Annotated in this window: 18 protein-coding genes; 4 read left to right on the forward strand and 14 right to left on the reverse strand. The window is 57.3% G+C overall.

From position 1 onward, the window contains the following. Positions 1-90 precede the first annotated feature (90 nt). The 6 genes from AR456_RS03950 to AR456_RS03975 all read right to left on the reverse strand — a co-directional run bounded on the left by AR456_RS03950 (position 91) and on the right by AR456_RS03975 (position 5630). On the reverse strand, positions 91-819 hold the full coding sequence (locus AR456_RS03950) for an ABC transporter permease (protein WP_021820056.1): 729 nt from the start codon (positions 817-819) through the stop codon (positions 91-93). Then, complete coding sequence (locus tag AR456_RS03955; RefSeq protein WP_021820057.1) at positions 819-1526, reverse strand: ABC transporter permease; 708 nt, start codon at positions 1524-1526, stop codon at positions 819-821. Before AR456_RS03955 ends, AR456_RS03950 begins: the two co-directional genes overlap by 1 nt. A gap of 21 nt (positions 1527-1547) precedes the next feature. Further along, entirely contained in the window at positions 1548-2318 is a 771-nt protein-coding gene (locus AR456_RS03960) for an ABC transporter ATP-binding protein (protein ID WP_021820058.1), read from the reverse strand. A 262-nt stretch (positions 2319-2580) separates the two neighbouring features. Beyond that, complete coding sequence (locus tag AR456_RS03965; RefSeq protein WP_021820059.1) at positions 2581-3609, reverse strand: succinylglutamate desuccinylase; 1029 nt, start codon at positions 3607-3609, stop codon at positions 2581-2583. 236 nt (positions 3610-3845) lie between these two features. Next, a complete protein-coding gene (locus AR456_RS03970) occupies positions 3846-4925 on the reverse strand; it encodes an SMP-30/gluconolactonase/LRE family protein (protein WP_021820060.1) in 1080 nt (359 codons plus the stop codon). 141 nt (positions 4926-5066) lie between these two features. After that, complete coding sequence (locus tag AR456_RS03975) at positions 5067-5630, reverse strand: lipocalin family protein (RefSeq protein WP_021820061.1); 564 nt, start codon at positions 5628-5630, stop codon at positions 5067-5069. Positions 5631-5779: 149 nt separating this feature from the next. Between AR456_RS03975 and AR456_RS03980 the strand changes: the two genes are divergently transcribed. Further along, positions 5780-6652 carry a class I SAM-dependent methyltransferase gene (locus AR456_RS03980; protein WP_021820062.1) on the forward strand — a complete coding sequence of 291 codons (873 nt, stop codon included), beginning with the start codon at positions 5780-5782 and terminating at the stop codon, positions 6650-6652. A 133-nt stretch (positions 6653-6785) separates the two neighbouring features. On the opposite strand, the gene AR456_RS03985 is transcribed toward AR456_RS03980, so the two are convergent. Beyond that, a complete protein-coding gene (locus AR456_RS03985; protein WP_021820063.1) occupies positions 6786-7862 on the reverse strand; it encodes a tartrate dehydrogenase in 1077 nt (358 codons plus the stop codon). Positions 7863-8015: 153 nt separating this feature from the next. Here AR456_RS03985 and AR456_RS03990 point away from each other — a divergent pair, with 153 nt between their 5' ends. Continuing rightward, entirely contained in the window at positions 8016-8924 is a 909-nt protein-coding gene (locus AR456_RS03990) for a LysR family transcriptional regulator (protein ID WP_021820064.1), read from the forward strand. A gap of 208 nt (positions 8925-9132) precedes the next feature. Further along, positions 9133-10455, forward strand: a complete 1323-nt coding sequence (locus AR456_RS03995) for a glycosyltransferase (protein ID WP_021820065.1) — start codon at positions 9133-9135, stop codon at positions 10453-10455. An 8-nt stretch (positions 10456-10463) separates the two neighbouring features. Here AR456_RS03995 and AR456_RS04000 read toward each other — a convergent pair whose 3' ends face one another. The 4 genes from AR456_RS04000 to AR456_RS04015 all read right to left on the reverse strand — a co-directional run bounded on the left by AR456_RS04000 (position 10464) and on the right by AR456_RS04015 (position 14763). Further along, positions 10464-11228, reverse strand: coding sequence for a TVP38/TMEM64 family protein (locus AR456_RS04000; protein WP_081694701.1), 765 nt, complete (start codon positions 11226-11228; stop codon positions 10464-10466). Between the two features lie 102 nt (positions 11229-11330). Next, positions 11331-12152, reverse strand: coding sequence for a M90 family metallopeptidase (locus AR456_RS04005; protein ID WP_021820067.1), 822 nt, complete (start codon positions 12150-12152; stop codon positions 11331-11333). Then, entirely contained in the window at positions 12152-13726 is a 1575-nt protein-coding gene (locus AR456_RS04010) for a bifunctional GNAT family N-acetyltransferase/carbon-nitrogen hydrolase family protein (protein WP_021820068.1), read from the reverse strand. Before AR456_RS04010 ends, AR456_RS04005 begins: the two co-directional genes overlap by 1 nt. A 131-nt stretch (positions 13727-13857) precedes the next feature. Beyond that, positions 13858-14763, reverse strand: coding sequence for a DMT family transporter (locus tag AR456_RS04015; protein ID WP_021820069.1), 906 nt, complete (start codon positions 14761-14763; stop codon positions 13858-13860). A gap of 280 nt (positions 14764-15043) precedes the next feature. On the opposite strand from AR456_RS04015, the gene AR456_RS04020 reads away from it, so the two are divergent. Further along, a complete protein-coding gene (locus AR456_RS04020; RefSeq protein WP_021820070.1) occupies positions 15044-16189 on the forward strand; it encodes a DUF3541 domain-containing protein in 1146 nt (381 codons plus the stop codon). On the opposite strand, the gene AR456_RS20830 is transcribed toward AR456_RS04020, so the two are convergent. The 3 genes from AR456_RS20830 to AR456_RS04035 all read right to left on the reverse strand — a co-directional run bounded on the left by AR456_RS20830 (position 16089) and on the right by AR456_RS04035 (position 21111). Beyond that, complete coding sequence (locus AR456_RS20830; protein ID WP_081694702.1) at positions 16089-16937, reverse strand: PEP-CTERM/exosortase system-associated acyltransferase; 849 nt, start codon at positions 16935-16937, stop codon at positions 16089-16091. The genes AR456_RS04020 and AR456_RS20830 overlap by 101 nt on opposite strands. 233 nt (positions 16938-17170) lie before the next feature. Continuing rightward, positions 17171-20002, reverse strand: coding sequence for a bifunctional diguanylate cyclase/phosphodiesterase (locus AR456_RS04030; RefSeq protein ID WP_021820073.1), 2832 nt, complete (start codon positions 20000-20002; stop codon positions 17171-17173). After that, on the reverse strand, positions 20002-21111 hold the full coding sequence (locus AR456_RS04035; protein ID WP_236995540.1) for a porin family protein: 1110 nt from the start codon (positions 21109-21111) through the stop codon (positions 20002-20004). Before AR456_RS04035 ends, AR456_RS04030 begins: the two co-directional genes overlap by 1 nt. Between the last annotated feature and the right edge of the window lie 13 nt (positions 21112-21124).

Consider the following 21124-nt stretch of genomic DNA (forward strand, 5'->3'; position numbering starts at 1 on the left):
CATTCACCATAGCGAATGGGATGGCCCTGCGGAAGAGGGAAACCAATCATATCGGACGTTGGTTTCCAACGGTTGTTTGACGTTGGTGTTTCATTCACTCGCTGGTCTTAGATGGGCCAGCAGACGTTTCTCGAGATATCTGAATAGATACAGGATAGCGAACGTCAGGCACAGATAGATGCCGGCGACCCATAGATAGGGCTCAAAAGGAGCATAGGTACGGGTCACGATAAAACGCGCGGCACCGGTCAGGTCCATGATCGTCACCACACTGGCCACGGCGCTGGCGTGCAGCATGAAGATCACCTCATTGCCATAGGCGGGCAGGGCACGTCGGAAGGCACTGGGCAGGACGATGCGCCGCATACGCAGCCAGTAACCCATGCCATAGGCCTTGGCTGCCTCGATCTCGCCGCGCGGGGTGTTCTTGATCGCGCCACGGAAGATCTCGGTGGTGTAGGCCGCGGTATTGAGCGTGAAGGCGACCAGCGCCCAGACGTGAGCCTGGTCTACAGCATCCCAGTATTCCCAACCCCTGAATGTGTCGATGCTCGGCAGCCCATAGTAGATCAGATAGAGCTGTACCAGCAGCGGTGTACCGCGGAACACATAGGTATAGGCATAGATCGGCAGGCTGACCCAGCGATGTTTCGAACTGCGCCCGATAGCCAGTGGCACGGCAAGGATCAGGCCGATGACCAGCGAGGCGAACACCAGCTGCACGGTGGTCACCAGACCTTCACCGTAACGAGACAGGTTATCGACAGAGAGGATGGTGTGATCGGCCAGCGCGGCCTGAAAGGTACTGAGCCATTCCATCAGTCTTCTCCTCCCACAAAGCCGGTGTCATAGCGCTCCTGCAGGCGGCTGAAGCCCCATTCGGAGACACTGGCAATCGCCAGGTAAACCAGCGCCACGATGCCGAGAAACAGGAACGGCTGGTGGGTCTGCTTGGAGGCTTCCTCGGCGACACGCACCATATCAGTCAGGCCGATCACCGAGACCAATGCCGTGGTCTTGAGCAGTACCATCCAGTTGTTGGACAGGCCGGGCAGGGCATGGCGCATCATCTGCGGGAAGCGAACGCGGCGAAATACCTGACCGTGGCTCATGCCGTAGGCACGCCCGGCCTCTATCTGGCCGCGATCCACTGCAAGAAAAGCGCCGCGGAAGGTCTCGCCCATGTAAGCGCCGAAGATCAAGCCAATGGTGATCACACCGGCGATGAAGGAGTTGATCTCGATATACAGATCCCAGCCATACAGCGCATAGAGCAGGTCGGTGATCTTGTTGAGGCCAATCTGTGCGCCGAAGAACAGCAGAAACATCATCACCAGATCGGGCACACCACGAATTATGGTGGTGTAGAGCGTGGCGATACTGTGTAGCACGCGGCTGCGTGACATCTTGGCGCTGGCGGTGAGCAGGCCCAGCAGCAGTGCCAGCAGCAGCGAGAGTACGGCCACCGTGATGGTAACCAGCGCACCCTCGAATAGACGCGGAGCGTATTGCAACAGGTCGGTCATGGCAGTCTCCTTGCCGCGAAATCAGCGATTGGGGGCGAGGAATTGCTTGAGTCGCGAGGAGCTCGGATTACCCAGCACCTGGTCTGGCGGTCCGGCTTCCTCGACCTCTCCCTGGTGCAGATAGATGACTTGAGTGGATACATCACGAGCGAAGGCCATCTCGTGAGTCACCACGATCATGGTTCGACCTTCCTCGGCAAGATCACGCATGACCTTGAGCACATCTCCGACCAGTTCGGGATCGAGGGCTGAAGTGGGCTCATCGAACAGCATTACTTCCGGGTCCATCGCCAGTGCACGGGCGATGGCCCCACGCTGCTGCTGACCACCTGACATCTGTGCCGGGTAGTAGTTGGCACGCTCGGCCAGGCCAACCCGATCGAGTAACTCCATGGCATGCTGAATGGCGACCGATTTGGGTTTTCCCAGCACCTGAATGGGTGCTTCGATGATGTTCTCCAGCAGGGTCATGTGTGACCACAGATTGAAGTTCTGGAATACCATCGATAGTTTGGCGCGCATGCGCACCACTTGTTTCCAGTCGGAGGGCTCGTAGCCGTGCCGAGTCTTCTTGAAGGTAATCGGTTCGCCATGAACGATGATCTCGCCGGCGTCGGGTTGCTCCAGCAGGTTCATGCAGCGCAGGAAGGTGCTCTTGCCCGAACCGGATGAGCCAATCAGTGTGATGACGTCACCCTTCTGGGCTTGCAGTGACAGACCCTTGAGTACGTGGTTGTCACCAAAGCTCTTGTGGATATTGCGCACTTCCAGCGGAATGGGGGTATCAGCCATGAATCGGGCTCCAGATCAGATCGGTTCACCAGGTAAGTAAACCGCTAAGCGCAGGCTGGCGCGAAAAGGGGGGGATTCTAGCAGGCTTGTCGCGGTGCAACACCGCGTCGCGGGAAGTGTCTTGTTAGACTTTTGTCTAATGAGAGATGTCTGGTTATCATTATAGCTCTCCAACTTGTTGTTATTAAAAAAAGTTATTAAAAACCATTATTGGAAGATGTTATCAACAGCCGCTGATCGTGGTCATTGATGCAACAGGGCATCACTCGGTGATTTCGATATCCTGGCTTTCCGGCGTTGTGGGTTGATGAATCAGTTGCGTCGGTTCTACCAATAGTGCGGCGCGGGCACCGAGTTCGACATTGGCATTGGGGAATACCACCCGTAGTGGAGTGTTCCCGACGATGGTGGCACCGGTCGAGGCATCTTCGGCGACGGTTTCACCACAGCCGAACTCGGTAAAGTTGGGGGTATCATCGGCGAAGCACAGGCGGAAGTCCTTGCTTTCGCGGAACACCTCAACCGCGACCTGAAAGCCGATCAGCTCTTGACCATCGCCCGCCTCAGGCCGCGCACCTGCGATCAAGGCATCGAGCATAGCCCCCATCTGCTTGAGGCTGCTGAGGTCATTGTGACCGAACGGCAAGGCCTTGCCGAGTTCGAAGGTAAAGGCCTGGGCCTGATGGTAATGCTTGCTGTAGTGCGAGAACGTCCAGCTATGCTGATGTTGCTTGAGCGCAGCCTGGATACCCGCACCGGCTAGCCAGTGCCACTGTTTTTCGTCTGTCGCGGACTCCGCGAACGGGTCGACCACAAAGCGTGGATACTGGCTGTCACGAATCGCCGTATGCAGATCGTAATGCAGCCTGGGTAGGCCGTGGTGCTGTGCGTAGAAGTGATCCACGGCTCTCATCAGCTCGCGGGCACGATCCGCTTCATCGCCCGACAGGTCGAGCTCACGCTTGAACAGACGATTGAGATTGGTCTCGATGAAGCGCGTGCCACGCCGAATAGCTTCCAGATTGCCGAGAATGACCAACACCGGAGCACCGAGTTGGTTCAACCCTGCCTCAAGGCGCGCCAGACTCTCGCCCAACAATTCGATGGGAGCGGTCTCGTTGCCATGAATACCGACTGAAATCACCGTGGCTCGAGCATCGACACTGACCTGATCGGGAGTCAGGTGAAGAATGCCGGGACCGACGATAGTGTAGCGTCCACCCTCAAGCACGCCCTGACGATGTTGTGGTGTCCCTTGATCGAGACTGAGGGTCAGCCAATCAGCGAGCATCTTGACCTCGCGAAGGGAATGCCGCGGCTTTATCAATCACTGTCATTATGGTGTCTCCTGATCCTGCCGGCTCGTTCTCACAATATCTGTGGGATGGTATGCCTGCACGGTAGTGAGATCACCATCCAGCCTGAATCCGCCAGCCACAAGTGGCAGCGTCGAACTGGTGAAAGCGTCAGGTGAGAAAATGAAAGGTTGAGACTCGACGGCTGAGCCGCCGAGCCGAAGACCTGGCGTCAAGCACCGCGGGTATTGGTATAGAGGGTGTAGATGGACTGACTCGCCGTCATCAACAAGCGATTACGGTCCTCACCGACGAAACAGACATTGGCGCATACCTCGGGCAGCAGAATGCGCCCGATCAGCGTCCCGTCTGGACTGAAGATGGTAACGCCATCAATGCCTTCACCTCCTGATGTACCTACCCACAGGTTACCGTCCTGATCGCAGGTCAGGCCGTCATAGCCTTCTTCACGGCTTTCTACCAGGCGCGCGGGGTCAGTCAATGACTTGCCATCTTCACCCAGTGTGAAGCGGGTAATGGTGGCGGGTTCATTCGGATGGTGAGAAGGGGCTGTATCGGCAATATAGACGCTGCGCTTGTCTGGGCCCAGGGCGATACCGTTGGGTTTGAACAGCTCCGTGGTCAACACCAGCGGTTCGTCCATGCCGTCTTCCCAGTAGTAGACCGCGGTTTCCAGCTCCAGCTCACGCTCTGCGCCTTCATAGTCAAAGTGCGCGCCATAGCCCGGGTCGGTGAAGATGATGCCACCGCTTGCCAGGCAAATCAGATCATTGGGTGCATTGAGTGGCTTACCATCGTAACGTTCGGCAAGCACACTGAGACTACCGTCCCACTCGTAGCGCACTACTCGGGCGGGAGAATGCTCGCAAGCCACCAGACGGCCCTGGGCATCGAAGGCGTTGCCGTTGGAGTGCCCAACCTTGTGGCGTAGGACACTGACTTCGCCAGTGCTCTCATCCCAACGCATCTGCAGAGCGCGTGGGATATCGCTGAATACTGCATAACGACCGACGGCATTCCAGGCCGGGCCTTCCAGCCATAGACCGCCTGTCCACTGACGCTCCAGCGGAGTGTTGAACAGCACATACTTCTTGAAGCGGTCATCGATGACCTGCCAGGCATTATCGGGATAGCGTGAAGGCGCAGCGGAGTGTGCAAAGACGCCGGGCACCGCCGCCATGGCCGTCAAGGCGGCAGAAGCAGTGAGAAACTGGCGTCTTGCGAGGGGCATGGAATGCGTGTCGGTGGAGTGGTTATTGTTGGGCTGGTTATTGTCGGACTGGCTGTTCATGGCACTGTTCTTCCCTGGCTGATGGATAAGAGTCGGGGCGACAGTCTCAGGGTATGTAGTATCCATGATTTTGTATGTTATACATTTTGCCGATGTCACCAGCGCCAGTCATTCAGTGATCGGTGGCGACGACTCAAGCTATCAAGTTCGGTCAGGCAACACAGAGCAGGCCTCTCCCTGTTCAACATCCAGCAGTTGCTCCACTGGAAAGTCGAGGTTGCGAGCGCGCTCGACGAGCTGCTGGCGAGTATCCATATCCAGCTGTGGGGTGCGAGACAGAATCCATAGATAGTCCCGATCCGGACCGGTGACCAGTGACCACTGCCCCTGTTCGTCCAGGGCCAGGATGTTGTAGCTGGCGTAGAAGGGGCCAAAGAAGCTGACTTTCAGCCGCCCTTCATTGGCATCGCCCAGCGGATAGGCCTTGCCTTCGGCCACATCGATCTCACCATTCTCCAGATTGACGCCACGATTGATGACACGCACACCGCCGTCCTCGCGTAGGGAATAATCTGCGGTCACACAGTCAAGGCCTTCCTCGAAGGAATGGTCGAATCGGGCGATCTCGTACCAGCGGCCGAGATAGTCATCGAGGACAAAATCATTGATTGGCTGGGTTCCCTTGGGAATACCCGTGCAGGATGCCAGCGTGATGGTTGCGAGCAATGCCATACCTGAACGCCAGAGCAGGGTGGAGTTGGTCATCAGGAATCCTTGCTGTGGGGGAGGATATCGCCGCCGATAGGTGCACGGCCGGAGTGTGATGCCGATAATAAGCATGTACAACAATAGTATGCCGGAGATTCTCGGGAAACCAGGCCATACATTGAACGAAAATAATGGCGAGGGAATGCATGAGTGAGCAAGACAGCAATAGCACCGCCGGCGTGGATCGGCATTATGTGGCAGATGACCCGCAATCACTTGTGGCACGCCTGCGTGATGCTTTTATTGACGCTGGTCTTTCCCCTGACCGGCTGACACCGGCGCAGATTGCCGGGATCGACCAACTGCATCTCGGCGGACGCGGGGCCAGTCGCAGCCTATTGGCGTTGGCAGATCTGACGGACATCTCGCGGGTGTTGGATGTGGGCTGTGGCACTGGCGGCGCCAGTCGCATGCTGGCAGCAGAGTTGCGGTGCCAGGTGCAGGGTGTCGACATCACGCCCGCTTTTATCGAGGTGGCGCGTTGGCTGAGCCAGGCGTGTGGACTTGCTGACCAGACCGAATTTCTGTGCGCAGACGCTGCCGAACTGCCGGTGCGATCCAGCAGTATCGCAGTGGTGTGGTGCCAGCATGCGCTGCTCAATATGCCCGACCGCGACGCGGTGCTGAGTGAATGGCGGCGAGTACTGACCTCGAGTGGTCTGGTATTGCTGCATGAAGTGGTGTCTGGGGAGAACACTGAACCCTTGACGCTACCGGTCCCCTGGGCACGACAACCTGAGCATAGCTGCCTTGAGTCACAGCAGGAGCTCGAGCAGCGACTGCGGAGCGCAGGCTTCCAACTGCGAACACTGATCGATGTGACGGACCAGGCGCTGGCCTGGCGGAGCCACCACGGTAGGCGTGAACAGCAGGAAAAAGCCGTTGAGCGCCCAGCATTACCCGGCGCCCAACTGCTGTTTGGAGAAGACTTCATCGCCATGGGGCGAAACCTGCAGGCCAACCTGGCTGATGATCGCGTCCGCGTTATTCAGGGGGTGTGGGAGAAGGGCAAGGGATAAGAGGAAAGGGCGGAGAGGGAAGAGGTGGTGAGTACACCACCTACAAGAGTGTCCCGTTTCATTGGGCCATGACAAACACTACCGGAGACTGTCTTTCTGTCTTCTGCCCTCTTCCCTCTGTCTTCTACCCCTGTTACCCCTTCTCGATTCGCTCGCTGATGGCTTGTCCCAGACTGGCGGTGGTGCCGGTGCCGCCGACATCTGGTGTCACTACATTGCTGTCGGCTTCCTCGAGAACTGCCTCGATAGCGGCGAGGATCGCATCGCCGGCGTCCTTGTGGCCGAGATGTTCGAGCATCATTGCGCCAGACCAGATTTGACCAATCGGATTGGCGATGCCCTTGCCGGCAATATCCGGGGCGCTGCCATGTACCGGCTCAAACAGGCTGGGGAATTTTCCTTCAGGATTGATGTTGGCCGAAGGGGCGACGCCGATGGTGCCGGTACAGGCTGGGCCGAGGTCGGAGAGGATATCGCCGAACAGGTTGCTGGCAACGACAACGTCAAACCAATCGGGGTGCATCACGAAGTTGGCGGTGAGGATGTCGATATGGAACTTGTCGACGCTGACTTCCGGGTATTGTTCGGACATTTCGGCGACGCGCTTGTCCCACCAGGGCATGGTAATGGCGATGCCATTGGACTTGGTGGCCGAAGTCAGTTTCTGGCGCGGGCGCTGTTGGGCCAGCTCGAAGGCATATTTCAGTACCCTGTCGACGCCATGGCGGGTCATGACCGTTTCCTGAATGACCACTTCACGTTCAGTGCCTTCAAACATGGTGCCACCGACACTGGAATACTCACCCTCGGTGTTCTCGCGCACCACATAGAAATCGATATCACCGGGCACTCGGTTCGCCAGCGGGCTCTTGATGCCGGGCAACAGGCGACAGGGGCGCAGGTTGACGTACTGGTCGAACTCGCGCCGGAATTTGAGCAGCGAGCCCCACAGCGAAATATGGTCTGGCACCTTTTCCGGCCAGCCGATAGCTCCATAGTAGATGGCATCGAACTCGATCAGCGTCTGGTGCCAGTCATCCGGTAGCATCTTGCCGTGTTCCAGATAGTAGTCGCAGCAGGCGAAATCGAAGTGGGTCAGTTCGATATCGATATTGAAGCGACGTGCGGTGGCTTCCAGAGCGCGTACGCCTTCTGGCATGACTTCGGTGCCAATACCATCACCTGCCAGTACTGCAATGCGATACGTCATAGCCGGGCTCCTGAGGCTGTTTGTTGAGATCAGTTGTGGGTTGTGAGTGGTGCCGTGAGTGCTGCAAGGCATTCTGACTGGCAGTCTAGCGCTTTACCGGAACTTGATAATCGGCGTAAGGTTCAAATCATTGTTTCCTTTAGGTGGATAATGATGGCGTCTCTCGATGATCTAGCCTTCTTCCGTCAGTTGGCCAAGGCCGGGAACCTGACCGCTACTGCGCGTGATCTAGGGCTCTCTGTCTCGGCAGTAAGCAAGCGACTCAAACAACTCGAGGCGCGTCTGGGAGTAGAGCTGGCGACACGTACGACTCGCCGTCTGACGCTGACTGCGGAAGGCGAACGTTACCTGGTGCGCGGCAGCGAACTACTCGAGGAACTCGCCGAACTGGAGGAGGGCCTCGGTGTGGATCGCGAAGCGCTCGCCGGCCCTCTGCGCATCAATGCCACCTTCGGTTTCGGGCGGCGACATATTGCACCGCTGCTGTCTGAATTCTGTCTGTTGCATCCGGCGATCGAAGCCTCGTTGGAGCTGTCCAACTTCCCTGAACCACTGGTCGATGGTGTGGATTTGGGTATCCGTATTGGCCAACCTCCGGATTCGCGCTTGATCGCGCGACGGCTGTTGGCCAATCGGCGCGTACTGTGTGCCGCACCGAGTTACCTTGAACAGCACTCGGCGCCGATACTTCCACAAGACCTGGTGCGCCACGCTTGCCTGGTGCTGCGCGAGAACGACAGTGACTATACTCAGTGGAGATTCGTCAATGTTGATACTGGGCAGGAAGCCTCGGTCAAGGTCTCTGGACGTCTGGCCAGTAACGATGGAGAAGTGATCAAGCATCTCGCGCTGGAGGGCCACGGCTTGATGTTGCGCTCATCATGGGATGTCCACCAGGAGTTGGCGAGGGGGAGTCTGAAAGCTCTGTTGCCGGGGTGGCGTGGAGTACGTGCCGACTTCTTTGCTGTCTATCCCCAGCGACGCCATATTCCGGCTCGCCTGCGTGTTTTCGTGGATTTTCTGATGGCTCGTCTGGGTGAGCGAGTTCCTGATATATCGTGAACGGACAGAAGCGCTACGAATCGAGCCGTTTGCGGTCACTTGTATCGCGGCGGCACAGAACCCTCCCCTGGTGGATGGGCGGTTATGGTGTGCAGGTGTATGATCCGCTGTCAGGATCTGGGTTGGCACCCGGTCGAGATTCTGAACACCATCTGCCCGACAAGGGCAGTCCACTCACCAGGCCCGGCATAAGGAGACTTGAACGACCGTGAATGTGTTGATGTTCACCAACACCTATCTGCCGATTGTCGGCGGGGTCAGCGAGTCGGTTCAGCGTCTCAAGCGGCAGCTGCAGCAGGCGGGGCATCAGGTACTGATAGTGGCCCCGCGCCTGGAAGGGCAGCCGAAGCATGAGTGCGATGTGGTCCGGGTTGCGGCACTGCAGCAGTTCAACGGTAGCGATTTCTCGATACCGGTGCCGATTCCCGGCCAACTGTTCGACGCCATCGAGGCCTTCGAGCCGGATATCGTGCACTCGCATCATCCGTTCCTGCTCGGTGATACTGCTGCCCGAGCTGCGGATACCTACGGCCTGCCGCTGGTGTTTACCCACCATACCCTCTATGAGCATTACACCCACTATGTACCGGGGGATTCGTCACGCATGCAACGCTTTGCCGTGGCTCTGGCGACCCAGTACACCTGGCTATGTGATGAGGTGATTGCGCCGAGCGAGAGCATCCGAGATCTGTTGACGACGCGTGCTGCCAATCCGGACGTTTCCGTAGTGCCCAGTGGGGTAGACACCGCATGCTTTGCTATCGGCGACGGTCTTTACTGGCGCCACCAACTGGCAATTCCCGAACAGGCACGTGTCATCGGGCATCTTGGACGCCTCGCGCGTGAGAAGAATCTGGTGTTTCTGACTCACGCGGTGTGTATGGCGCTGCAGCAGGACCCCGAGAGCTGGTGGCTGCTGGTTGGGCAAGGTGACGCGCGGGCGGAGATGGAAGAGATTGCAACCCAGTATGGTGTGATCGAACGGGTTCGCTTCACGGGTCGACTCCAGGGACAGGAGCTTATCGATGCGTACCATGCCATGGATATCTTTGCCTTTGCTTCCTGTAGCGAGACTCAGGGAATGGTGATTGCCGAAGCCATGGCCACCGGGTTGCCGGTGGTGGCGCTGGACGCTCCCGGCGTACGCGAGGTTGTTGTGGATGGCCGCAATGGCCGCCTGTTGCAGCACCCAGATCCGGCGGCCTTCGCCCAGGCCTTGCTGGAGTGCATGGGTAGCGAGCAGGTAGCGGTGATGCGCGAGGCGGCACTGACGACCGCCGCGGCATACGATGAAGCGCGTTGCGCCCAGCTCTGTCTAGGTGTCTATCGCCTGGCGATTGCCCACGGTGGTCCCTTTACCCACGCCGATGACGGTGGTTGGGAGCGTGTCCGCAATCGTCTGGGGGCGGAGTGGCACATGATCTGCCATCGCGGCCGCCTGCTGCGCCACCTGGTGCGTGATCAATGGCGTGAGGACAGGCCTTCGTGGTGGCCCGGTAAACGCGACGAGACCGAGCTGCACGGTGATTGAGTCTCGCCTCAGCGCCGGCGGCTGCGGGAGGTGCTGTTCTCGGAGGTGCTGTTCTCGAAGGAGTTGTTCTCGGAGGTGGCGTGCCGAGCAGGTGCGCGTAGGCGCTTGCGTCGATCAGCCCACAACTTGAGCGCGGCAAGCACCGCGATACCTATCACCAGGCCCCCGAGGGCATAGAGAATATCCGTCTTGCTGTCGGCGGTGATCAGTTGGCCCAATTGACTGCCCAGCAGTGTCACGCCTGCCAATCCCGGTACGATACCGATGATCGATCCGAGCATGTAATCACCGAAGGGAAGCCGAAAAGCTCCCGCCATCATGTTGGTCAGCGTGAAAGGCGCCAGTGGCAGCAGGTTGACCAGCGTCATGGTGCGTATACCGCGCCCGGACAGATAGCGCGTCAAGCCATGCAGGCGCTTTCCGCCATAGCGCAGCAGGGCATCACGACCGATTCTACGCCCCACCCACCAGTTCAACACAGAGGCACTCAGGGTTCCTGCCAGTGCATAACCGAACCCCCACCAGGGGCCGAAGATCAGTCCGGTTGCCGCCACCAGCAGACTCAAGGGAAACATGACCAGCGACAGTCCTGCATAGACCATCATCACCACCAGCACTGCCCAGGGCTCGTCACGCCAGACCAGGCTACCCCTGGCAAGGGCCAGCAGCGCATCCACCGTCAGTACATCGTGCATGGCCAGCCACTGCCACATCACACCAAACATGGTCAGTGTCAGCAATATGACTGCGGGAATTATCCAGCGTCTTGTCATGAAGAAGCCCTTGTAGAAAATCTGGTCATGAAGCGCTCCGTTGTCATGAACCCCTCTGCTGATAAAGGACTGCTGATAAAGGACTGCTGGTCGTAAGGAAGCTTACGTAGTGGAACTTCCCCACCCCTCTGGATGCTGATGCCAGTCATGCGGAGTTTGATGAAAGTAGCGGCAGAGCAGGGAATATAGACCGGGGTAAGCTTCACGCAATTGGAGCGGAGTCGTGAAGAAATGTTCGCAGCAGACCGCGAAACATTCGCCGGGGTGGCTCGCGGCATAGTCGTCGATGGGCGTTGGTTGGCCGTTATCGAGGCGAGCATGCAGATCGTCCCAGGTGGTCATGAATTCTCGGTACCAGTCCTGGGGGGAGATATCCGCCGGTAGTGGCGGGAAGCCATCCGCATCCATTGAATTACCCATGTCCAGTTTGTGGGCGAACTCGTGGATCACCACATTGAAGCCATCCAGCCTGCCGCTGGCGATGACATCCGGTAATGCCAACACCACGGGGCCTTGATGGAAGGTCTCGCCTGCACGTTGATCAACAAATTGGTGCACCACTCCAGCATCATCGATTTCCTCGACCTCGCGGCGAATGACATCCGGCAGAATCAGAATTTCGTGAACATTGGCCAGGGCGTCATGGTGCTCACTATCGCTCCAGCCCAGGCTCAGCAGACAGGCCTGGGCGGCGATGGCAAGACGTTGGGCATCGTCCAGTGCGGCAGGTGCGAGGTTGGCATGCAGACTCAAATGCTTGTCATGCAGAAATTGCCAGGCACGATGCCCCAGACGCGATTGCTGTGGCTCAGGGAGTTGCGCCAGCAATGGGTAACGCTGGCAGGCCTGATGCCAGGCTGCCTCGGGAAACGGATGGCGGGCGCAGAAACGTTGCGCCCGCCAGTGTTTAAAGCTTTCCCACACTAGCTATCTTCCGAATCAAGCGAGCCCAGTTTGTGTGACCAATCGCGTAGACGCAGATCAAACAGATCCTTGCGGCGATCCTTGAGGTTGGTCACTGAGCCTTCATTGCGAACGATGGTCAGCCGTGACAGATCAAGATCGGAGAACATGATCATCTCGGTATTGGGGGTCGTTTCGGCCATCACCGCATCGTGAGGGAAGGCGAAATCGGAGGGAGAGAACACTGAGGACTGGGCGTATTGAATATCCAGGTTCTCGATGGATGGCACGTTGCCGACACTGCCGCACAACACGACATAGCACTCGTTTTCGATAGCACGTGCCTGGGCACAGTGACGCACGCGCAGATAGCCGTTCTTGGTATCGGTCCAGAAGGGAACGAACAGCATATCCATGTCCTGATCAGCGAGCAGACGGCCGAGTTCGGGGAACTCTACGTCATAGCAGATCAAGATGCCGATACGACCAGCGTCGGTATCGAAGACCTGCAATGCCTCACCACCCTCGATCATCCAGTCGCGACGTTCCTGGGGTGTGACGTGCAATTTTGCCTGGCGTTCAACAGACCCATCACGATGGCACAGATAGGCAACGTTGTAGAGTCGCCCGTTTTCGCCTACCTCGACCATCGATCCGGCAATGATGTTGATGTTGTAGGCGACTGCCATGCGTGACATCTCGGACTTGAAGCGCTCGGTAAACCCGGCGAGAAAGCGGATCGCAGCAATCTGATCCTGTTGATCTGCACGCTCCTGGAGACCCATCAGCGGCGCATTGAACAACTCCGGGAACACTGCAAAATCACTCTGGTAATCGGCCAGCGCATCGACGAAGTATTCGACCTGTTGCAGCACTGCCTCGACTGACGCAAATTCGCGCATCTGCCACTGCACCGCACCCACTCGCACCTGAGTTGGGCGGCTCTCGAGCATCAGTTCGGCAGGCTCATAGAGAATGTTGTTCCATTCCAGCAGGGTCGCATAGCCCTGAGACTTCTCGTCTTCGGGCAGATACTTGCGCAACAGGCGCTTGACCTGAAAATCGTTGGCCAGTTGGAAGGAAAGGATCGGATCGTGCAGCTCCTTGCGCGCCACCTTGTCAATGTACTCGGTGGGTGACATCTCGTCTGCCACCAGGTGGTACTCGGGGATACGTCCGCCAGCAAGAATCGCCTTGAGGTTGAGTTGACGACAGACTTCCTTGCGGGCCTCGTAAAGCCTTCGGCCCAGGCGGTAGCCTCGGTACTCGGGGTCGATCAGTACATCGATGCCGTACATGGAATCGCCATCACTGGCGTTCTGGATGGTCTCACGCTGACCGATCAAGTCGTCATAACGGTGTGGGTTGGAGAACTGTTCATAATCGACTTGCGCCGTCAGTGCCACGCCTATCAATTTGCCATCGTCTTCGATGACGATCTGGCCGTCGGGAAATTCATTGATCAGCCGGTCGATGGTGAGCTTCGGCCAGGCGCCGCCGATATCGTGATAGACCCGATCCATCAGCGGCTTGAGCTGAGGGTAGTCATCGGTGGTCAAATTACGAAGATTAAGCTGCAGATCATCGATTGGCATGGGGCGAATTCCTCCTTCTGAGGCGGCAAAGTCTATCATGATCCTGCCGCGTGGCAGGGCCGGCAGCGGCGACTCCCGCATTTCGGCAAAGTCGCATAAGAGCACGTAGGGCGGGGTCGGAACCGCATCGGCTAGCGTGTGTAGCGACAGGAACCTGTGTCAACCAGCGGCCGGTTGACCAACTGTGCCAACAGCACCCCGCACAGTACCAGCAGGCCTCCGCTGAAATGGTACGTCGCGAGTCGCTCGTCGAGCCAAAGCATGGCAATCAGCGCACTGAAGACAGGCATCAGATTGATGAAGATGCTCGAGCGGCTGGCGCCGATATGTCGGATGGCGGTCATCCACAGATAGGTGGTGATGATCGAGGCTGGGATGCCGGCATAGGCAATCAGACCGATATTGTCCGAACTGATCGGTGTCATTGGTCCCGATAGGTAGCCCGGCAGCAGGAACAACGTGGCGAAGACCGCCTGCATGTACAGCATGACCCAGGCAGAAATCGACATGGCCCAGCGCTTGAGCATTACCCCATACAGGGCATAACAGATCGCTGCGATCACCATCAGGCCATCACCGGTTGCTACATCAAGGCGGGTCAAGGCACCGGGATTGCCACGACTGAGTAGCCACATAACGCCTATCAGCGCGACGATGCCGCCGCTGATGCCGCCCCAGGTGGGTGCCTCACGCAGCACCAGAGCACTCAGCAGGATCGTCAGCAGCGGCACCATGGCTGCCAGAATCCCCATGTTGGTGGCACTTGTGGTAGCAGCAGCCATATAGGCCAGCCCTTGCCACAGCGCCATACCGAGTAGCCCGAGTACTGCCAGACGCCACCATTGACGGCGAATCTCATTGCGTTCCCGCCAGACCCTGGGTAGCACGCAAGGCGTCAACACCAGTAGTGCCAACACCCAACGCAGAAAGGCGATACTGCTGGGTGCAATGGTGCCTACGGTCAGTTGATTGATGGTCATGTTGCCGGACCAGATCAGCACCGCGCCGAGAGGTGCCAGTAAAGCAAGTGGTGGCATCGAGACATCCCTGTAGCCATGGAAGAACCAGCGACCATCATAATCCGAGCTATGAGCTATGAGCTATGAGCTATGAGCTATGAGCTATGAGCTATGAGCTATGAGCTATGAGCTATAGGTTGTAGGCGAGGCTCGCTGCTTGCGGTCTACCGACAATTCCGCTTTGCCTCTTCAGTAGTTCCCTGGCGGCAGTTCGTGCTGATTATCGTATTCTTCAGTAGTGGTCCATATTCGAATCATACGAGCCAATACAACAATATTCGCCGGGAGTCAGGTAACGATGGAGTACATTCGGAAGGCTTCGCGTCCAATCTGGAAGGTAGCGCTGGTTGCCTTGTTGTTGACGAGCTTGCCAGTGGGGCAAGTGCTTGCCGGTACTGGATCTGCCGCTCCACAGACTGTAGAAGCTGTACAGGATGATCCTTATCAGCAGGCTGCAGCGGAAATACGGGCTATCTATGAGGCGCACCTGGACACTCTCTCCGACGACAAGCAGCGCCATTACGGGCAACGCCTCTGGCGGCTGACCGGGGACGCCGACTACCTGGCTCTCAATGAAGCTTATGGTAAGCAACTGATGGCAGAGCTGGCGGATTACGATGCTGCTGTTCATAGCGAAGAAGGCATTACCGAGCGCAATCAGCAACTGCTCGAATCCTATGCTACGGATTCAGAAAAGAACCGCCTCCGCCGCGCCATGTTCAGCGAGCGGCCCGAGATGTTGCTGCCGACTCGATTACTGTTTCGTCTCGCGCAGGCCCACTACCACGGTTTGCTGGACAAGATATCTCCACAAGGATTGGCACGACTGGAAGCTGCAGTGATGTCTGTGGATTGGCAGGCCTTCCTGACCGATCCTGATGTTCTCTCGATCTATGCTGCTCAAGTGGCAAATGATGTCGCCTTTCTTCATCAGTTGGGACTGGTCGACCTGCGTAGCGATGTTATGCATGCGTTCCAGAAGCTCTATCCTGAAGAGCGTATTGCCACTCTGTCACACGCGGAATACCGTAACTGGTTGTATGGCATGACGCATATCGTGATCGCCTACAGCCACTACTATCAGCGTCTGGTGCCTGAGAGTGAGGTGTCATGGATCATTGATGCCTTCCAACGTGAAGGGCCAGGCCTGGTGGACTCCGTCAAGGAAGATATTCTGGCAGAAATCGCCTTGTCTATGCAGCTGGCAGGTCGTGAAGACCTGCCATTGGTTGATATGATTCGCGATCATCTTCTTGAAGTGCGTGATGCCGAAATTGGCATTATTCCCGGTGATGATGGTGATCTGAGCCTGAGTGATGGTGAACATCGAAATGTGCTGGCTATCATGGTGCTTGGCTGGAGTGGCCAGCTGACTCCCGGGCCTGATCTCGGTGATTGGTGGCAAACCGGACGTTTCGAAAATAGGCCTGTGGTAACTCCCTGAGTTGCTGGTTCAGCTGACGCTCAATGTGTTGATAAAGCTCATTGAGGTCACCAATCATATCTTGAGACGCTTGCTGATTATCGATGTAGAAGGTTCCACGAGTACCACAGTAGTCGATCATTGTACTGACGCGCTGGAAGTGAAACCCGGATAATGACAGTAGGCGAGGAAGGGACGATTCCATCAGCGCAAAGATATGGCGACGTTCACTGAGTGTTACCAGTGCGTGGGAACAGAGAAACAGAGCAATGACAATCAGCGAGAAGGTTCGGCGTTGGTCACTGCTGAACTGCCGTGTAGGTAGCCTGGCTTCCGCATTCTCGACAGCAGGCACCACACGGGAGCGAAAGTGCCTTGAAATGACGAGTCTCGATATTTCACAGACCTGATGCTCCGGCAAGTGCAAAGGATGGAGCTCAGGAGCTGTGAACAGATGGCCGGTGCTATGTATCAACGGCAGAAGGTTCTCGGGATCATCCGATGGAAAGACCAGGCGAACGTAGCCCGCTGTCAAACCACTCTCTCGGTGTTCGATCAGGCAGTGTAGCGCGCGGCCATCGAAGATATCCTGCTCCAGAGCAAGGTGTTGATCTGCGCCAAGGTCATAGTTCAGCTCACGAAGGAATACTTCGTAGCGCAGTTCATGCGCACGCTGAAGCTGTTCATCGGTATGAGCGATGATAATGCGGAAATCGTCGATGAACCTGGCCAGCAACACCCGCTTTCGGGACTGGGTGTCTGCACACATGAGCTACAGGTCCCTGATGACTATGAGACATGCTGTGTGGGAATGGGGTCGTCGAGACTCTGCGTCAACGTGGAGTCGGTAACTGGTGTTGATTGTGGTAATAGAGGACATCTGCTGATCCTTCCCTGAGCGTTATTCTGGCTTCGTCCATTTTTACACTGGTGTGCAGGAATCATGTTACAGGACGAAATTTTTTATAGTGGTAGCTACTATCAGCGAAAACTTCTGCGATGTTAAGTCTTCACCGGATCAAAGCCGAAGACTTCCTTGATTGGTTCTGGTCGGCCAAGGTGATAGCCCTGTCCGTACTCGATGCCGTAGGACGCCAACAGCGGGATCAACGATTCCTGATCAACAAATTCGGCCACTGCCTGCTTGCCGAAGCCGGAAGCGATATCCGCTACCGCCTTGACGATCACGCGGCTATCCGGGCTGATCGACAGGCTGCGAATGAACGAGCCATCGATCTTGATGTAATCCACCGGTAGCTGACCAAGATAGTGGAAGCTACTGAAGCCAACCCCAAAATCATCCAGTGCCGTTCTGCAACCGATATCGCGCATGCTCTGCAGTACGCCTCGCGCCGTGGCGAAGTCAGTGACGGCAGCCGTCTCGGTAACCTCGAGAATCAGGTTGTGTGGGTCCGCACCACTCTGGAGTAGCTCCGTCGAGAGATATTGTTTCAACCCTTCGTCATGCAATGACTGCCCCGATAGGTTGACGGCCAGACTGGTACCCTCGAGACGAGCCAGGGCACGGACGCATTTGTTGAGTACCCAACGATCGATGGCAACGATCTGTCCGCTTTTCTCGGCCACGGGAATGAAACGAGAAGGGGGTATGAGGTTCTGGTTGTCGTCACGCATGCGCAGCAACACCTCGTAATGGCGAATGCTGCGATCCTGAAGGTAGACGATGGGTTGTACCATCAACTCGAAGCTGTCGTTTTCCAGCGCATTGCGAATACGTTCAACCCAATAGACCCGCTCGTTGAGTTCGTTACGGGCATTTTCCAACGTCGACAACAGGTGCCAACGTTGAACGCTGCTGGCCTTGGCCTTGTACATCGCCACATCGGCGCTGGCCATCAGGTCTGCGGGTGTTGAGCCATGCGCAGGGAACTGGACCAGGCCGATACTGGCGCTGACACGATGGCGGCGCCCTTCGGCAACGAAACCCAGGCCATCCAGCAATTGGTTGATATGGAGGGCCATGCGTATGGCTTGTTCGCTGTCGATTCCGATCAGCATCAGCGCAAATTCATCACCGCCGAGGCGCGCGATGATGCTGCGGTGTGCGTACTCCTGCTGAAGCAGTCGCGCTACGGTGTGCAGCATGCGGTCGCCGACGTGGTGGCCGCTGAGCTCGTTGACTTCCTTGAACTGGTCGAGATCCAGCAGCATGACGATACCCTGGTCGCCACGCACCAGAGCCTTGTTGAGCGAATCCTGGAAGAAGCGACGGTTGTAGAGTTCCGTCAAGGGGTCACGTTCGGCCAGCCAGGTCAGACGCGCTTCGGCTGCCTTGCGTTCGGTGATGTCGAGGCCTACGGAAATACGTGCCTGGCTGTTTGTGTCGGAGGAGGGCAATGGACTGTGATACCAGATAATCGTCCGTGTCGTGCCATCGGCGGCAACCAATAGACGTTCTTCCTGGCTTTGGATACGACTCTGGCCGCTGAGTTGGGGGGCTTCGTCGGCTTCGAAAACATCATCGAAGCGCCGACCGAGTAGTGCTTTTTCGGGACAGTCCATCTGGGTTTCGAGGTGGGCATTGACCATATCAATGCGGCCTTCGCTATCCTGGGTCACGATAAATACCTGAGCGGTATCGATCAGGTTGCTGATGAAGTCGCGCTCACGAGCGAGGTCGTCAACACGCTCGGCGAGCTCATCGCCTCGTTGTTGGACCTGTTGATGCAGGACATCGAGCTGATCCGCGAGCGCCAGAGTTGTGCCTTCGAGGATGTCGATTTCGTCGGAGAGCCTCTGTGGGCGGTGGACCAGGGCTTCACGAGCTTTCTCGAAACCGCCAGTAGCCAACGGTGGCAACACGGCCGCTACACGGCGAAGCCGAGACATAGGGCGTAGCAGGATAGCCAGTAGCAACAATTCTGCCGATAGCCAACCAAACAGACTGACAAGAATCTGGGTGCGTGTATCGAGTCGAATCGCGTTGACCTGGGCGGTGATATCCGACATCAGTACGAAGTAGGCATTGGGGCTGTGGTCAGCGGATGTCGCCACCGGCACTGCAGACACCTCCAGCTCATGCCCATCAAGTGACAGCCGCAGAGGGGTTTTGACAAGAGATTGTAGAGGGCTGGTAGCTGCGGCTTCGTGCAGCACTGCCAGACTGACCCCTTGATTGGTGATTGCCAGGAGCTTGGCTTGCCAGGCATCGAGGTAGCGCTCCTCGTCACTTGCCGCATCGCTGTGAACCACCAGTGCGACGTCGCTGGTCGAGATGTCACGTGCCTGACGTGTCACATCCGCCAGGGAGCGCGACAGCATCACGACACCAGCACTATCTCCGTCGTCCAATACCGGCACGATGGCATACTGACGGCAGGAATGCCCACAGCGTAATGATACCAATGGTCGCTCGAGCTGTGCCACGCGAGCGACCCAGCCTGCCAGAATGCGTGGATCTGTCTGTTGATCGGTACCCAGTGAGAGACGTAGATCCCCTGTGGTGTCATATACCTTGACCTCGTCGAGACCTGCCTCGAGCTGCAGGGAAGGCCATTGGGATGCCAGTGCTGCGGAGATCATGATGTCGTTGTCGGAGGTCAGTGCAGGCCCCAGGTCAGGGGATGATGAGACCAGCCCCGCCAACTGCAGTAGGCCGTCCTCGGCACGCATCAGCGCGAAGTTCAATTCGCGTTGCTGACGCTCAACCTGTTCCTGGCGGGCCTCGTTGAACTGGCGAGTAAGGTTGGAATGAGACAGATAGGTGAACAGCACGGCAGTAGTGACAAGCAACAGGCTTGATAGCAGCACCACTCGCCAGGTCAGACTGAGTCGGGGGCGTGCGTGTGGAGGTCGAACCTGCTGTGTATCCATTAGAACCTCAAAGACATCTGCAGCAGCCACATATCCCAGCGCTTTGATGTTTCATTTGGGTCTGGGTTGTCTTCGCTCGGCAGCCAGCCGGTGCCGTCGACATTGTGGTACTCGCCAGACAGCATCAGGTTGGGATGGGGTTGCCACTGCAGGCCCAGAGTCACATCATCGGCGAATTGCGAGTAGGCAGGGCCGCGTCCCGACGCTTCGTATTTGCTGCCGTCGCGGTCATCACGGTTGTTGACCAGGCTGTCATAGCGGATCATCCATTGCCAGTCGTCCATGAAGCGACGGGTGTATTGAACGTACCAACTCTCGCCCTTGTTGTGTTGATCAGGGAAGGCGTTGAACCCGCGCAGCTCGACATCGCGCAGGGCATATTCGGCCGTCAGGCTCCAGTATTCCGCGTTGTATTGCGCGGAAAGAATCCATGGTTGAAAGGCGAGTTTGCCATCTCCTGGTGTCTGGCCGGGAGAGTCGTAATCAGCATGGACTGAAGCTGCACTCAGTGCGACCACTACCCGGCCGCCATCATGTTCGTAGCGGATCTGTCCAATGGCTGAGGTATCGGGTTCGAAACCGCCCGGAAGATCCTCCAGGCCCACGGCATATGCGACATCATCGTCGACTTGAGCCTGACCAGCGCCAAACTGGGTGCGTAGCACACCGTTGTCGAGGCGCTCCTCGTAGTACACGGATACCCCATCGGCGGCCAGTGCCAGAGAACGCGTGCGGTCGAAGTAGATGGATTGTGGCAACAGGATGCTCGGGCGTGTGAAAGCGACGTCCCGGGTCTGATTGTAGAAGCCGAAGGGATTCTTGAAGCGCCCGAACTGAGCGCCAATGGTGCGATTCCGCTGATTCACCATCTGCCAGTCGAGCACGCCATAGTCGAGTCGGAGCGAGCCGTCGTCGCCTTCACCGGCGCGGCGGCTCAGCACCTGAGCGGCCACCAGCAGGTGCTCACTTGGGCGTATCGAGGCATTCACTCCCAGCTCGGTGTAGCCCCAGCTTCCGTTGCCATCACTGCTGGAACCAAAGAAGTTGTTATTGTCGGTGACGATATAGGCCTGACTTAGAAAGCCGTGTACCTGCAGCGTATCCATCATGCTGCTTTCTGCC

The organism is Halomonas huangheensis, assembly GCF_001431725.1.
Classification (GTDB): domain Bacteria; phylum Pseudomonadota; class Gammaproteobacteria; order Pseudomonadales; family Halomonadaceae; genus Halomonas; species Halomonas huangheensis.